This is a genomic window from Streptomyces sp. NPDC017529 (assembly GCF_044329785.1).
Taxonomy (GTDB): Bacteria; Actinomycetota; Actinomycetes; order Streptomycetales; family Streptomycetaceae; genus Streptomyces.
Genome location: NZ_JBIRJY010000005.1, coordinates 394450 through 408522, shown reverse-complemented (window position 1 = coordinate 408522; position 14073 = coordinate 394450). Strand labels below are relative to the sequence as shown.

Sequence of the window (14073 nt, the reverse complement as noted above, 5' to 3'; positions counted from 1 at the left end):
CGGCACTCACCCTCGCACCCAGACCACCCATCCACCCGCCCTCCCCCCACCCGCGGAAGGTGGCGGGCCGGAGCGGCTTGCCGCGCAGGCCCGTCCCCGAACCCGACAGCCCCGCGCAGCGGCCACCGCCCGCCGCAGGCGCAACGGCGTCCGGCCCTACTCCGGGGCCCAAAGGGCCCTGCCGCTAGGCTCGAACCGTGCAGCCCAAGAACATCCCCACCTCCGATTTCTCCGACGACGACGGCTCCGCCGATCCCGAACTGGCGGCTGCCCTGGCGGCGTACGCCCAGGACCGCTCGGCGGAAGCCGAGACCCGGCTCCTGCCTCTGCTGAGCCGGGCCCGGCTCCTCGTCCCGGTCGTCGCCGTCCTCGGCGAGGTGGAGACCGGGCCGGACGGCCTGAAGCGGGAGAAGACCAGCGATATGGCGGTGCCGACGCTGCAGGCCCCCGACGGCCGCCGCGCGCTGCCCGCGTTCACGTCGATGGAGACGCTGCACCGCTGGCGCCCGGACGCCCGCCCGGTGGCCGTACCGCTCCGGCAGGCGCTGCTGGCCGCCGCGCACGAGAAGGCGGACACGGTCGTCATCGACCTGGCGGGCCCGGCCACGTACCAGCTCACCGGCGCCGCGCTGCGCGCCCTCGCCGAGGGCCGGGAGAGCGCCGACCCGCGCGACGACCGGACCGTCACCGACGCGCTGCGCGCCCTGCTGGCCGCCGAGCCGGCCGTGCTGACCGCCCGCCTGGACCCCTCGGCCGAGGCCGACGCGACCTTGGCCCTCGGGCTCGCCCCGGATGCCACGGCTGCCGCCGTCGCGCAGCGCCTCGCCCCGGCCCTGGCGGCCGACGAGACGCTGCGTTCCCGGCTCGTACGCGGCCTCGACCTGGCTCTGCTGCCGCCCGGCGCCGAATCCGGGGGAGAACCCTTCTACAAGCGCTGACCCCGGCGCCGGCCGCAAGCGGGCCCCCGCCGACAGGCGGAACCCCGTGACGGGGCTCACAATGCGAGGAGAGAGCAAGATCCGCGCGAGGAGGCCCCATGGAGACGACAACGGAGACCCGCACGGTCGTATCCGAATTCCTCGGCACGCTGCTCCTGGTGTTCTTCGCCGTCGGCTCCGCTGTGCTGGCCGGCGAGTACATCGGAACGTTCGGCATCGCCCTGGCATTCGGCTTCACCCTGTTGGCCCTGGCATACGCGCTCGGCCCGATCTCGGGCAGTCATCTCAACCCGGCGGTGACGCTCGGCATGCTGCTGGCCCGCCGCATCACCCCGCGGGCGGCGGCCGAGTACTGGATCGCCCAGTTGCTGGGCGGCATCGTCGGCGCCGCGCTGCTGTTCCTGGTCGCCAAGCAGGTGCCGGGCCTGAAGACGAGCGAGGCCTTCGGGTCGAACGGGTGGGGTGACCGGTCCGCCGTGCACATCAACCTGGGCGGCGCGTTCGTGGCCGAGATCGTGCTGACGTTCCTGCTGGTGTTCGTGGTGCTCGCCGTCACGCACAAGGTGGCGGTGGTCGGCTTCGACGGCCTGCCGATCGGCATGGCGCTGGCGGTCGTGCACCTCGTGGGCATTCCGCTCACGGGCACGTCGGTGAACCCGGCCCGCAGCATCGGCCCGGCCCTGTTCGCGGGCGGCGGCGCGCTGTCGCAGCTGTGGCTGTTCATCGTGGCGCCGCTGATCGGCGGCGCGCTGGCCGCGGTGGTGCACCAGATCACCCACCCGCCGCAGGAGCCCAAGCTGGTCGCGGACGAACGCGCCGCGACGTAGCCCCCGGGCCCGGCGGTGTACGGAAGGCCGTACGCCGCCGGGCCCGGCACGGGCTATCCGTACACCGGCCCCGTGAACTTCTCGCCCGGCCCCTGCCCCGGCTCGTCGGGGACGAGCGAGGCCTCGCGGAAGGCGAGCTGGAGGGACTTCAGCCCGTCCCGCAGCGGTGCCGCGTGGTAGGAGCCGATCTCGGTGGCGCTCGCCGTGACCAGCCCGGCCAGCGCCTGGATGAGCTTGCGCGCCTCGTCCAGGTCCTTGTGCTGGGCGCCCTCCTCGGCGAGCCCGAGGTTGACCGCCGCCGAGCTCATCAGGTGCACCGCGACCGTCGTGATCACCTCGACCGCCGGCACGTCCGCGATGTCGCGGGTCATGGCGTCGAAGTCGGGGCCGGCGGGGTTCGCGGGGCCTGCCGGGGACGCCGGTCCGGGCTGCTGCGGGGTCTGGTCACTCATCGTTGCGTACTTCACTTCCTGCTCAGGGGGACGGCTCAACCTTATGGCCGGGCCGCCGACGAGTGGGGCCCGCCCCTTGACTCGTGTATTCTGGGTATCCGACCGGCTGAGCATTCCTGTGCCCAGCCCACAAGTGGAGGCTCCGATCTCCCACCCGAACCGACCTCGCGGTCGGCGGGTCAACGGTCAGGCTGCGCCCCGCGATGACATCGCGGCGGTGCTCCCGATCCATTGAGGAGCCCCGCCTGTGTCCCGTCCGGGGCGTTTTTTGTGTTCCGGCGCGGTTGGTCACATCGAAACAGACGTTACGCGGCAGTCCGCCAGGCCGTCGCGTGGTGCTACCGAGGAGGATCCATCAGCGCCGAGCCCCGCATCAACGACCGGATTCGCGTCCCTGAGGTGCGACTCGTCGGTCCCAGTGGCGAGCAGGTCGGCATTGTGCCGCTTGCCAAAGCCCTGGAGCTTGCGCAGGAGTACGACCTCGACCTGGTCGAGGTGGCGGCGAACGCCCGTCCGCCGGTCTGCAAGCTCATGGACTACGGAAAGTTCAAGTACGAGTCGGCCATGAAGGCCCGTGAGGCGCGCAAGAACCAGGCGCACACGGTCATCAAGGAGATGAAGCTCCGGCCGAAGATCGACCCGCACGACTACGACACCAAAAAGGGTCACGTCGTCCGGTTCCTCAAGCAGGGTGACAAGGTCAAGATCACGATCATGTTCCGTGGTCGCGAGCAGTCCCGCCCCGAGCTGGGCTTCCGACTGCTGCAGCGCCTCGCGGAGGATGTCCAGGACCTGGGGTTCATCGAGTCGAACCCCAAGCAGGACGGCCGCAACATGATCATGGTCCTCGGTCCGCACAAGAAGAAGACCGAGGCGATGGCCGAGGCCCGCGAGGCGCAGGCCGCCCGCAAGGCGGAGCGCCAGGGTTCTGCTCCCGAGCAGGACGTCGAGGAGCCCGCCGAGGCGTGATCCAGGGCGCGAGCCCCGGAGCACGCCGGGGTGATCGCCCCGGATTCCAACCGATACATCTGACGCCCCCGGGCGCCGGCCCCCGGGCCGGTGGGGGCGCCATCCAAGAGGAGAGAACGGCGCATGCCGAAGAACAAGACGCACAGCGGTGCCAGCAAGCGCTTCAAGGTCACCGGCTCCGGCAAGGTGATGCGCGAGCGCGCCGGCAAGCGCCACCTGCTCGAGCACAAGTCGTCCCGCGTGACGCGTCGCCTCACCGGCAACGCCGAGATGGCCCCGGGCGACGCCGCGAAGATCAAGAAGCTTCTCGGCAAGTAAGTCCTGGCCGCCGCGCCCCGCGGCGCGGCACAGGACCTGGACCGGGACCCAATCGATTCGGGCCGTGTGACGACAACCACGGCCCCGCTACAAGGAGTTAACAAGTGGCACGCGTCAAGCGGGCAGTCAACGCCCACAAGAAGCGCCGGGCGATCCTCGAGCAGGCCAGCGGCTACCGCGGCCAGCGTTCTCGCCTCTACCGCAAGGCGAAGGAGCAGGTCACCCACTCCCTCGTCTACAACTACAACGACCGCAAGAAGCGCAAGGGCGACTTCCGTCAGCTGTGGATCCAGCGCATCAACGCCGCTGCCCGCGCCAACGGCATGACGTACAACCGCCTCATCCAGGGTCTGAAGGCCGCCAACATCGAGGTGGACCGCAAGATGCTGGCCGAGCTGGCGGTCAACGACTCCAACGCGTTCGCCGCGCTGGTCGAGGTGGCCCAGAAGGCGCTGCCGAGCGACGTCAACGCCCCGAAGGCCGCCTGAAGCACGGCCTGAGGCACGTTTGTCACGGACCCGCAGGCCCCGGCCTGCGGGTCCGCCGCTGTTTGCACGACCGTCGAGACCCGAAGAAGCGAGCCGCCGCCCATGGGCACCCCCGAGTTGATCTCCCCGCGTTCCGCGCGCGTCGCCGCCGCCCGGCGGCTGGCCCGCCGCAACTTCCGCGGCAAGGAACGCCGGTTCATCGCCGAGGGCCCGCAGGCCGTACGCGAAGCCGTCGAGCACCGCCGCGGCGGCGAGCGCACCCTCGTCGAGCTGTTCGCCACTCCCGAGGCCGCCGAGCGGCACGCCCAGATCGTCGACGCGGTACGGGCGGCCGGCGTGCCGGTCCACCTCGCCGCCGACACGACCATCGCCGACCTCTCCCAGACCGTCACCCCGCAGGGCCTGGTCGGCGTCTGCCGGTTCCTGGACTCGCCCTTCGAGGAGATCCTGGCCGCCCGACCGAAGCTGGTCGCGGTGCTCGCCAACGTCCGCGACCCCGGCAACGCCGGTACGGTGCTGCGCTGCGCGGACGCCGCGGGCGCCGACGCGGTCGTGCTCACCGACGCCTCCGTGGACCTCTACAACCCCAAGTCGGTACGCGCCTCGGTCGGCTCGCTCTTCCACCTCCCGGTCGCCGTCGGCGTACCGGTCGAGCAGGTGGTCGGCGGGCTGCGCGGCGCCGGGGTGCGCATCCTGGCGGCGGACGGCGCGGGCGCCGACGACCTGGACGCGGAGCTGGACGCGGGCAGCATGAGCGGCCCGACGGCCTGGGTGTTCGGCAACGAGGCATGGGGACTCCCCGAGGAGACCCGCGCGCTGGCCGACGCGGTGGTGCGCGTCCCCATCCACGGCAAGGCCGAGAGCCTCAACCTGGCCACCGCGGCGGCCGTCTGCCTGTACGCCTCGGCCCGCGCCCAGCGCACCGCCGGAGGGTGCCGCTCCGCCTGCCGCGACTAGTAGGGTTGCGTGCCCGGGGGCCGGAAGGGGGTAGCGGGGATGGGTACGAGGACGTCCGGTACGGCGGTCGCCGCCGAGACCTGCCCGGACGGAGGTTCCACGCCCCCCGGAGCCGGCTTCGCGGGCGCCGGGCTCGACCCGGACGACCTGCCCGACGGCCTGGTCGTGGCCGACGAGAACGGCCGGGTCGTCTGCTTCAACGCCGCCGCCGCCCGCATCACCGCCATCGACCCGCGCGACGCGCTGGGCCGCCCGCTGGAGAAGGCGCTGCCGCTCCAGGACATCGAGGGCCGCCGCTGGTGGCAGCTGACCGACCCGTACGGCGGGCTGGCGATCCGCAACGGCCAGCCGGAGCGCAACCTGCTGCTCGGCGGCCGCGAGGTGCTGGTCTCCGCGCGCTACGTCCGCACCTGCCCCACCGGCCCCGTACGGCGCCTGGTCGTCGCGCTGCGCGGCACCGAGGCGCGCCGCCGCACCGAGCTGAGCCACGCCGAGCTGATCGCCACCGTCGCCCACGAGCTGCGCTCGCCGCTCACGTCGGTGAAGGGCTTCACCGCCACCCTGCTGCAGAAGTGGGAGCGCTTCACCGACGACCAGAAGCGGCTGATGCTGGAGACCGTGGACGCGGACGCCAACCGCGTCACCCGGCTCATCGCCGAACTGCTGGACATCTCCCGGATCGACTCGGGGCGCCTGGAGGTGCGCCGGCAGCGGGTGGACATGGTCTCCGCCGTACGCCGGCACGTACAGGCGCAGACGACGGCGGGGCAGCAGCCCGACCGCTTCCTGATCCGGATGGTGGAGCCGCTGCCCGACCTGTGGGCCGATCCGGACAAGGTCGACCAGGTTCTGGGCAACCTCCTGGAAAATGCGGTGCGGCACGGTGAGGGAACCGTCACCATCGAAGTGGGGCCGGCATCGGTCTCCGCAGCGGAAGGGACGAGCGTCACCGTGAGCGACGAGGGCCCCGGCATCCCGGAGGAGTCGATGAGCCGCGTCTTCACCCGCTTCTGGCGGGGCAGCAAGCGCGGCGGCACCGGCCTGGGCCTGTACATCGTCAAGGGCATCGTCGAGGCCCACGGCGGCACCATCACGGTCGGCCGCGCGCCCGCCGGCGGCGCCCGTTTCCGATTTAGCCTGCCCGTCGGGACGCCGGCCTTCATGGCCTGAGCGGCGCCCGGCGGGCTCCTCCCTCCCGGGGCTCGGATGAGGCGCGGCCGCCGTGCCCCGTAGACTGCGTCTTTGGCACCTTTGGCACTTTCAGACGTCGGGGGCACGCCGCGCGCCAAGCCCATCGGAAGCACGGGAAGAGATGTCCGCACCCAATAAGTCGTACGACCCGGTCGAGGTCGAGGCCCTGAAACCGGAAGAGATCGCCCGCATGCGGGACGAGGCGCTCGCCGCCATCGCCGCCGCCGGCGATCTCCAGGCGCTCCACGAGGTGAAGGTCGCGCAGACCGGCGGCACGTCGCCGCTGGCGCTGGCCAACCGCGAGATCGGCGCGCTGCCGCCGCAGGCCAAGGCCGAGGCGGGCAAGCGCGTCGGCCAGGCCCGCGGCCAGGTGAGCCAGGCGCTCAAGGCCCGCCAGGAAGAGCTGGAGGCGGAGCGGGACGCCCGGGTGCTGGTCGAGGAGGCGGTGGACGTCACGCTGCCGCACGACCGCGCCCTGGCCGGTGCCCGGCACCCGCTCACCACCCTGTCCGAGCGGATCGAGGACGTCTTCGTGGCCATGGGCTACGAGGTGGCCGAGGGCCCCGAGGTCGAGTCGGAGTGGCTGAACTTCGACGCCCTGAACCTCTCGCCCGACCACCCGGCCCGCACCACGCACGACACGTTCTTCGTCGAGAACGCCGCGACGGAGTCGGACCAGTCCGGCGTGGTGCTGCGCACCCACACCTCGCCCGTGCAGATCCGCTCCATGCTCGACCGCGAGCCGCCGCTGTACGTGATCTGCCCCGGCCGCGTCTACCGCACCGACGAGCTGGACGCCACCCACACCCCGGTGTTCACGCAGGTCGAGCTGCTGGCCATCGACGAGGGCCTGACCATGGCGGACCTCAAGGGCACCCTGGACCACATGGTCAAGGCGCTCTTCGGCGAGGGCATGCAGACCCGGCTGCGGCCGAACTACTTCCCGTTCACCGAGCCGTCCGCCGAGATGGACATGGTCTGCTACGTCTGCCGCGGCGCCTCCGTCGGCGACCCGGACCGCCCGTGCCGCACCTGCTCCAGCGAGGGCTGGATCGAGCTGGGCGGCTGCGGCATGGTCAACCCGCGGGTGCTGACGGCCTGCGGCGTCGACCCGGAGAAGTACAGCGGCTTCGCCTTCGGGTTCGGCATCGAGCGGATGCTGATGTTCCGCCACAACGTCGAGGACATGCGAGACATGGTCGAGGGTGACGTCCGGTTCACCCGGCCTTTCGGGATGGAGATCTGATGCGGGTCCCGCTTTCTTGGCTGCGGGAATACGTCGACCTGCCGGACGGCGAGTCCGGCCGGGACGTACAGGCCAAACTCGTCGCCACCGGTCTGGAGGTCGAGACCGTCGAGCAGCTGGGCGCCGGTCTCAAGGGCCCCCTGGTCGTCGGCAAGGTCCTGACCATCGAGGAGTTGGAGGGCTTCAAGAAGCCGATCCGCTTCTGCACGGTCGACGTCGGCCAGGCCAACGGCACCGGCGAGCCGCAGGAGATCGTCTGCGGCGCGCACAACTTCGCGGTCGGCGACAAGGTGGTCGTGGTGCTCCCGGGCGCCACCCTGCCCGGCGACTTCAAGATCGCCGCGCGGAAGACGTACGGCAAGGTCTCGCACGGCATGATCTGCTCGGGCGACGAGCTGGGCATGGGCGACGACGGGAGCGGCGGCATCATCGTGCTGCCGCCGGAGTACGAGCCCGGCACCGACGCCATCGAGCTGCTCCAGCTCGTCGACGAGGTCCTGGACATCGCCGTCACCGCCAACCGCGGCGACTGCCTGTCCCTGCGCGGCATCGCCCGCGAGGCCGCCATCGCCTACGGCCTGCCGCTGCGCGACCCCGCGCTGCTGGACGTGCCGCCGCCGAACTCCTTCGGCTACCCGGTCAAGGTCGCCGACCCGATGGGCTGCGACCGCTTCACGGCCCGTACGGTCGTCGGTCTCGACCCGGAGGCGCGCTCCCCGATCTGGCTCCAGCGCCGCCTGCAGAAGGCCGGGATGCGCCCGATCTCGCTCGCCGTGGACGTCACCAACTACGTGATGCTGGAGCTCGGCCAGCCGCTGCACGCCTACGACCGCACCCGCGTGGACGGCACGATCGGCGTGCGCCGCGCGGAGCCCGGCGAGAAGCTGACGACCCTGGACGGCACCCAGCGCGTCCTGGACGCCGGCGACCTGGTCATCACCGACAACCGCGGCCCCATCGGCCTCGCGGGTGTGATGGGCGGCGCCAACACCGAGATCGCGGACGCGGTGGCGGACCCGGAGACCGGCGTGGTCAACGGCACCACCGAGGTCGTGATCGAGGCCGCGCACTTCGACGCGGTGGCCATCGCCCGCACCGCCCGCCGCCACCGGCTGACCTCCGAGGCGTCCAAGCGCTTCGAGCGCGGCGTGGACCCGCAGGCCGCGTCCGCCGCGGCGCAGCGCACCGTCGACCTGCTGGTGCTGCTCGCGGGCGGCACCGCCGAGGCGGGCGTCACCGAGGTCGTCTCGCCCAGCGGGCCGCGCACGATCACCGTGCGCGCGGACCACCCGGACCGCGTCGCGGGCGTCACGTACGGCCGCGAGACCGTCGTACGCCGCCTCCAGCAGGTGGGCTGCGATGTGTACGGGCAGGACGAACTGGTCGTCACCGTGCCGTCCTGGCGGCCCGACCTGACCGACCCGAACGACCTCGCCGAAGAGGTCATCCGCCTGGAGGGCTACGAGAACCTGCCCTCCACGCTGCCCAAGCCGCCCGCCGGGCGGGGCCTGACGGAGCGCCAGCGGCTGCACCGCAGGGCGGGCCGCGCGCTGGCCGGCGCGGGCTACGTCGAGGCGCTGAACTACCCGTTCATCGGCGAGGCGGTGCTCGACCAGCTCGGCATCGAGGACGACGACCCCCGCCGGCGGACCGTGCGGCTGGTCAACCCGCTCTCGGACGAGGAGCCGCTGCTCCGTACGACGCTGATCCCGGGCCTGCTCACCGCGCTGCGCCGCAACGACGGCCGCGGCTCGCACGACCTCGCGCTCTTCGAGACCGGCCTGGTCTTCCGGCCGACCGGCGACGAGCGGCCGGCCCCCCGGCTGCCCGTCGACCGCCGGCCGACGGACGAGGAGATCGCCGCGCTGAACGCGGCGCTGCCCGAGCAGCCGCGGCGCGCCGCCGTGGTGCTCGCCGGCGCCCGCGAGCAGGCCGGCTGGTGGGGCAAGGGCCGCCCGGCCACCTGGGCGGACGCCATCGAGGCGGGCCGCGTCGTGGCGCGCGAGGCCGGTGTCGAGCTGATCGTGCGCCAGGACCAGCACGCGCCCTTCCACCCGGGCCGCTGCGCGGCGCTGCTCGCGCTGACCGACGGCGAGGAGGTGCTCGTCGGCAACGCCGGTGAGCTGCACCCGCGCGTCACCAAGGCGCTGGGCCTGCCGGAGCGCACCTGCGCGATGGAGATCGACCTGGACCGCGTCGAGCGGGCCGGTCAGGGCGTGGTCCAGGCGCCGCGCATCTCCGCCTTCCCGGTCGCCACCCAGGACGTCGCGCTGATCGTGGACGCGTCGGTCCCGGCGGCGGACGTGGTGGCGGCGCTGCGCTGCGGCGCGGGCGACCTGCTCGAATCGCTGCGGCTGTTCGACGTGTTCACCGGCGAGCAGGTGGGCGAGGGCAAGAAGTCCCTGGCCTACGCGCTGCGCTTCCGCGCGCCCGACCGCACGCTGACCGCCGACGAGGCGTCCGCGGCCCGCGACGCGGCGGTCGCCGCGGCGATGGAGCGCACGGGCGCGGTACTGCGCGGCGCGTAGCCGCACGCGGCGTTCCCGTACCGCGGGAGCACCACCGGCGGGGCCCGGTCACGGATCCACGGATCCATGACCGGGCCCCGTCCGTGTTGCGCCCACCGCGCCCTCGGCTGTCACTCGATCGGGTGAGATCGGAGCGCAAAGTGTTCGCTTGACCACGCGCGGTCGCAAGAATCGTCCCGGTCGACGCGGCCCACCCGGACAGGCTCCTGGCCGCGGGAAGGGCCGGACCGGCCGCCGCGATGGTTGCTGGGGGGAACATCGGCATGATCCGAACCTGGGCGCGACGTGGCGGGGCGCGCAGGCATGCCGCGCGGGCCCGGCGGGCGTTCGTCCTCGTGCTGCCCGGCCTGTGGGTGCTCGGCGTGCTGCTCTGGGACCTGCGCTCCGCCGCCGAGGGGCAGTTCCTCCAGCTTCTCGCCGCGGCGCCGGCCATCGCCTGCGCCGGCACGGGGCGGCGTCAGTGCGTCGTGCTCGGCGGCCTGTGCGCGCTGCTCGCGCTCGTCCCCCTGGGGCCGGTGGACCGCGACGCCCACGTCCTGACCCGCGTCGGCACGTGCTGTGCCGTGCTGGTCGTCGTCGGCGCCAGCTACCTCACCGCCGGCCGGCGGCTGCGCCTGCTGCGGGAGCTGGAGCGTACGAAGGAAGTGGCCACCGCCGCGCAGCGGGTGCTGCTGCGTGAGCTGCCCGCGCGGGTGGACGGCATCGTCGTCGCCGCCGACCACCTCGCGGCGGACGAGGCCGCGACGGTCGGCGGCGACCTGTACGAGGTCATGGCCACGCGCCACGGCGTACGGGTCGTCATCGGGGACGTGCGCGGGCACGGACTCGGCGCGCTGGGCACGGTCGCCGCGGTGCTCGGCAGCTTCCGCGAGGCGGCCCACGACGAGCCGGACCTGGGCGGCGTGCTCCGGCGCCTGGAGCGCGCGTTGCAGCGGCACCTGCGGGAGCGGGCGCGCGCCGAGCACCCGTCGTCGGGCGGTGCGGAGCCGGAGAACCCGCTGTCCGAGGAGTTCGTGACGGTGCTGCTCGTGGAGATCGCCAGGGACGGCTCCGTACGGACCCTGAACTGCGGCCACCCGTGGCCGTACCGGCTCAGCCGCGCGGGCGCGCTGCCGGACGCGCCCGGCGAGCCGATGCCGCCGCTGGGCCTGTTCCCGCTGCCCGCCGAGTTGCCGGTGGTGGACTGCCCGCCGCTGCCGCCCGGCCAGGCGATCTTCCTGCACACCGACGGGGCGACGGACGCGCGCGATGCCCGCGGCGCGTTCTTCCCGCTGCCCGAGGCCCTGGACGACAGCGTCAGGGCGGCCCGGGACTGCCGCCCCGAAGGCGTCGTGGAAGGCGTACGGGCCGCGCTGCTGCGGCACGCCGGCGGGCGGCTTTCCGACGACGTCGCGCTGCTGGTGCTGTGCAACGACCGGCTGCGGGTACCCGCCGAGGCGGCCGCTACGCCGGCGATGCGCGGGCGTGTCCGGGCGGGGCGGCCGGAGTGAAGGAGGGCGCGGCCGGTTCACACCCCGTGTGAAGGCCGCTTCATTACGCTGATCTCAAGGGGATGTTGAGTCGACAAGTCTACGAGCGGCCGCGCCGGCCGGGGGGACGGCGCGCGCTCATCAGGAGGGCACCATGGAGCCCAACAGCCTGCTCGACGCGATTCTCGACGAGGCAGGCATCTCGCACGCGGGGCTGGCCGTGCACATCAACCAGCTCGGCCGCCAGCGCGGACTGGCACTGCGCTACGAACACACCGCCGTGGCCCGCTGGCTGAAGGGGCAGCGGCCGCGGGGCCAGGTGCCGGACCTGATCTGCGAGGTCCTCAGCGAACGGCTGCACCGCGCCGTCGGCCTCGACGACATCGGACTGAGCCGGCCGGGAGTGCGCCGCGTCCCGGACACCCCGCTCTCCGGCTTCGTGGAGCGGGCCACCGCGCTGTGGCGGTCCGACGAACAGCAGCGGCCGCACGTGCTGTCCGCTCCCGCCCTCACCGGCACCTCGGCGGTCATCCCCGTATGGGAGTGGGAGAACCCGCCCGAGGACTCCGACGTGTCCCGGGACGGCCTGACCAGGGTCTCCATGGCGGACATCGAAATGCTCCGCGCGGCGCGTACGCACTACGAGCTGATGTACCGGAAGGCGGGTGGTATCGCGACGAGAACGCGGGTCGTCGGATTCCTCAACACCGAGGCGGCGCCGCTGCTGCGGGGCAGCTACACCGACGCGACGGGACGACAGCTCCACCGGGCCACCGGCGGACTGGTCGCCGTCGCGGGAATCTGTGCGTACGACTCGGACGCCCTGGGACTGGCCCAGCGCTACTTCCATCAGGCGCTGCGGCTGGCCAAGGCCAGCGGGGACCGGGGGCTCGGCGCGTACGTCATCGCGCTGCTGGTCAACCAGTCCCTGTTCGTACGGGAGTACCGTCAGGCGGTCGCCTTCGCGGAGGCGGCCCTGCGCACGGCGGGGCCGCAGATCACCCCGGCGCTCGCGGCGGATCTCTACGCGATGCAGGCCAAGGCGTACGCACGCCTCGGGGACGGCGCCAGCGCGCTCTCCTGCATCCGGCGTGCGGAGGCGGCGGCCGAGCGTATACGCCCTGGTCAGGAACCCGACGAAACGGATTACGTCCAGCCGGGCCTGGTGAACGTCCAAGTAGCGGAGGCGCTGCTGAGCCTGGGGGACCTCAGAGCCGCCAGGGAACACGCCGACGCCGCCGTCGACACCCCCGCGCACGACCGGGGCCGGGTCCACCGGCTGGCCATGCTCACCCATATCGAGCTGCGCCAAGGGGACGCGGACCAGGCTGTGGCCAACGCCGCGCAGATGACCGAACAGGCGCGGGGAATGGAGTCGCAGCGGTTACGGGACCGGCTGCGGGCGGTGCGCGAGCACCTGGCCGAGACCGGAGGTTCCGCCACCGACGAAGCTGCCGATCTGATCGACGAGGCGCTGCGCGTTCCACTGTGAGGCCGGCCCGTGTCACCTTGCCGGCTCAACGGCGGAAGGTGGCACTTACGTGCGATGGAAGAATCTCAGTGAGCAGACCGTGTACGAGAACCGCTGGTTCCGGGTCAACCTCGCCGATGTCGAACTCCCCGACGGCCGCCACCTGGATCACTTCCTGATCCGGTTGCGTCCCGTCGCCGTGGCCACAGTGGTCAACGAGGCCAACGAGGTGCTGCTGCTGTGGCGGCACCGCTTCATCACCGACACCTGGGGATGGGAGCTTGCCGCGGGGGTGGTCGAGGACGGCGAGGACATCGCCGCCGCGGCCGCCCGGGAGATGGAGGAGGAGACCGGGTGGCGCCCCGGCCCCCTCAAACACCTCCTCTCGGTCGAGCCGTCCAACGGCCTCACCGACGCCCGGCACCACATCTACTGGTCCGACCGGGGCGCGTTCACGGGCCATCCCGAGGACGACTTCGAATCCGACAAACGGGAATGGGTCCCCCTCAAACTGGTACCCGACATGATCGCCAGAGGGGAGGTGCCGGCCGCCAACATGGCGGCCGCCCTGCTGTTGCTGCATCACATCCGGCTGGGGTGACCCGGGCCGCGGCACGATAAGAACGCCGCCGGCCCGCCGGCCTCAGCGCCCCATCGCCTGCCATACGGCGATCGCCAGCGCCGCGAGCCCCGTGAGTGCGGCGATGGAGGGCAGCGGCCAGCGGCCGTGCTCCAACCGCGTGACGCGGGCCTGCAAATCGCCCGCGTCACGCTCGTTCTGTTCCGAACGTTGCGCGAGCAACGCCAGCTGTCCGTCGACACGGGCCGTCCGCACATCGAGGCAGCGTCTCAACTCCGCCATGTCGGTGGCAACCAGGTCGGGTTCGGGGTGGGCGGTCACGGTCCGCTCCTCTTTCCTCTCTCGGGCGGGACTTCGTTGTCCATACGCGCACCAGTCAACTACCTCGGCACGTACGGCGGGAGCGTGTGCGGGACGAATATGCGGGTCTGCCGCGCACACCCCGTGTGAAGTGACACCCCGTGACGGCCCCCGAGGGAGCGCGGACTTCACACGGGGTGTGAACCCCGCGCCCCAACCGGCCGCGTTCACACGGTCCCGACCAAGCCCGCGAACACCGATGCTGTTTACCAACGGGGGCCGCTGCCGGTGGACGGGCGCCCATCGGCCGGTTGTCCGCCCGCCGTCTTTCCCCCGAGC

At 72.6% G+C, this 14073-nt stretch carries 14 protein-coding genes; 12 read left to right on the top strand and 2 right to left on the bottom strand.

From position 1 onward, the window contains the following. Positions 1-197 precede the first annotated feature (197 nt). Together ACH4K4_RS15700 and ACH4K4_RS15695 are read left to right on the top strand one after the other, a co-directional pair. Positions 198-938, top strand: coding sequence for an SseB family protein (locus ACH4K4_RS15700; RefSeq protein ID WP_398167693.1), 741 nt, complete (start codon positions 198-200; stop codon positions 936-938). A 98-nt stretch (positions 939-1036) separates the two neighbouring features. After that, positions 1037-1765, top strand: a complete 729-nt coding sequence (locus ACH4K4_RS15695) for an MIP family channel protein (RefSeq protein WP_398167691.1) — start codon at positions 1037-1039, stop codon at positions 1763-1765. A 53-nt stretch (positions 1766-1818) separates the two neighbouring features. Here ACH4K4_RS15695 and ACH4K4_RS15690 read toward each other — a convergent pair whose 3' ends face one another. Next, positions 1819-2217, bottom strand: a complete 399-nt coding sequence (locus ACH4K4_RS15690; RefSeq protein WP_398167690.1) for a DUF1844 domain-containing protein — start codon at positions 2215-2217, stop codon at positions 1819-1821. 354 nt (positions 2218-2571) lie between these two features. On the opposite strand from ACH4K4_RS15690, the gene infC reads away from it, so the two are divergent. From infC to ACH4K4_RS15640, 10 genes are all read left to right on the top strand, one after another. Further along, positions 2572-3186, top strand: a complete 615-nt coding sequence (infC, locus tag ACH4K4_RS15685) for a translation initiation factor IF-3 (protein ID WP_360135417.1) — start codon at positions 2572-2574, stop codon at positions 3184-3186. A gap of 123 nt (positions 3187-3309) precedes the next feature. After that, a complete protein-coding gene (gene rpmI / locus ACH4K4_RS15680; RefSeq protein ID WP_030017691.1) occupies positions 3310-3504 on the top strand; it encodes a 50S ribosomal protein L35 in 195 nt (64 codons plus the stop codon). Between the two features lie 104 nt (positions 3505-3608). Further along, positions 3609-3992, top strand: a complete 384-nt coding sequence (gene rplT, locus ACH4K4_RS15675) for a 50S ribosomal protein L20 (RefSeq protein WP_360135368.1) — start codon at positions 3609-3611, stop codon at positions 3990-3992. Positions 3993-4094: 102 nt separating this feature from the next. After that, the gene (locus ACH4K4_RS15670; RefSeq protein ID WP_398167689.1) at positions 4095-4949 is read left to right on the top strand and encodes a TrmH family RNA methyltransferase; all 855 of its coding nucleotides are present in this window, start codon (positions 4095-4097) and stop codon (positions 4947-4949) included. A 39-nt stretch (positions 4950-4988) separates the two neighbouring features. Then, on the top strand, positions 4989-6119 hold the full coding sequence (locus ACH4K4_RS15665) for an ATP-binding protein (protein WP_398167688.1): 1131 nt from the start codon (positions 4989-4991) through the stop codon (positions 6117-6119). A 142-nt stretch (positions 6120-6261) separates the two neighbouring features. Continuing rightward, positions 6262-7386, top strand: coding sequence for a phenylalanine--tRNA ligase subunit alpha (gene pheS / locus ACH4K4_RS15660; protein WP_398167686.1), 1125 nt, complete (start codon positions 6262-6264; stop codon positions 7384-7386). After that, positions 7386-9914, top strand: a complete 2529-nt coding sequence (gene pheT, locus ACH4K4_RS15655) for a phenylalanine--tRNA ligase subunit beta (RefSeq protein WP_398167685.1) — start codon at positions 7386-7388, stop codon at positions 9912-9914. The genes pheS and pheT overlap by 1 nt, the downstream gene beginning before the upstream one ends. Before the next feature lie 263 nt (positions 9915-10177). Next, positions 10178-11404, top strand: a complete 1227-nt coding sequence (locus ACH4K4_RS15650; RefSeq protein WP_398167684.1) for a PP2C family protein-serine/threonine phosphatase — start codon at positions 10178-10180, stop codon at positions 11402-11404. A gap of 133 nt (positions 11405-11537) precedes the next feature. Further along, positions 11538-12875, top strand: coding sequence for a tetratricopeptide repeat protein (locus ACH4K4_RS15645; protein WP_398167682.1), 1338 nt, complete (start codon positions 11538-11540; stop codon positions 12873-12875). A 49-nt stretch (positions 12876-12924) separates the two neighbouring features. Then, the gene (locus ACH4K4_RS15640; RefSeq protein ID WP_398167681.1) at positions 12925-13455 is read left to right on the top strand and encodes an NUDIX domain-containing protein; all 531 of its coding nucleotides are present in this window, start codon (positions 12925-12927) and stop codon (positions 13453-13455) included. A gap of 42 nt (positions 13456-13497) precedes the next feature. Here ACH4K4_RS15640 and ACH4K4_RS15635 read toward each other — a convergent pair whose 3' ends face one another. Continuing rightward, a complete protein-coding gene (locus ACH4K4_RS15635; protein ID WP_360135353.1) occupies positions 13498-13755 on the bottom strand; it encodes a hypothetical protein in 258 nt (85 codons plus the stop codon). Positions 13756-14073 lie beyond the last annotated feature (318 nt).

Excerpts from the sequence above, each read along its gene's own strand:
- ACH4K4_RS15695 (WP_398167691.1), top strand. The coding sequence starts at position 1,037 with ATGGAGACGACAACGGAGACCCGCACGGTCGTATCCGAATTCCTCGGC.
- ACH4K4_RS15690 (WP_398167690.1), bottom strand. The coding sequence starts at position 2,217 with ATGAGTGACCAGACCCCGCAGCAGCCCGGACCGGCGTCCCCGGCAGGC.
- rpmI (WP_030017691.1), top strand. The coding sequence starts at position 3,310 with ATGCCGAAGAACAAGACGCACAGCGGTGCCAGCAAGCGCTTCAAGGTC.
- ACH4K4_RS15670 (WP_398167689.1), top strand. The coding sequence starts at position 4,095 with ATGGGCACCCCCGAGTTGATCTCCCCGCGTTCCGCGCGCGTCGCCGCC.
- ACH4K4_RS15665 (WP_398167688.1), top strand. The coding sequence starts at position 4,989 with ATGGGTACGAGGACGTCCGGTACGGCGGTCGCCGCCGAGACCTGCCCG.
- pheS (WP_398167686.1), top strand. The coding sequence starts at position 6,262 with ATGTCCGCACCCAATAAGTCGTACGACCCGGTCGAGGTCGAGGCCCTG.
- pheT (WP_398167685.1), top strand. The coding sequence starts at position 7,386 with ATGCGGGTCCCGCTTTCTTGGCTGCGGGAATACGTCGACCTGCCGGAC.
- ACH4K4_RS15650 (WP_398167684.1), top strand. The coding sequence starts at position 10,178 with ATGATCCGAACCTGGGCGCGACGTGGCGGGGCGCGCAGGCATGCCGCG.
- ACH4K4_RS15645 (WP_398167682.1), top strand. The coding sequence starts at position 11,538 with ATGGAGCCCAACAGCCTGCTCGACGCGATTCTCGACGAGGCAGGCATC.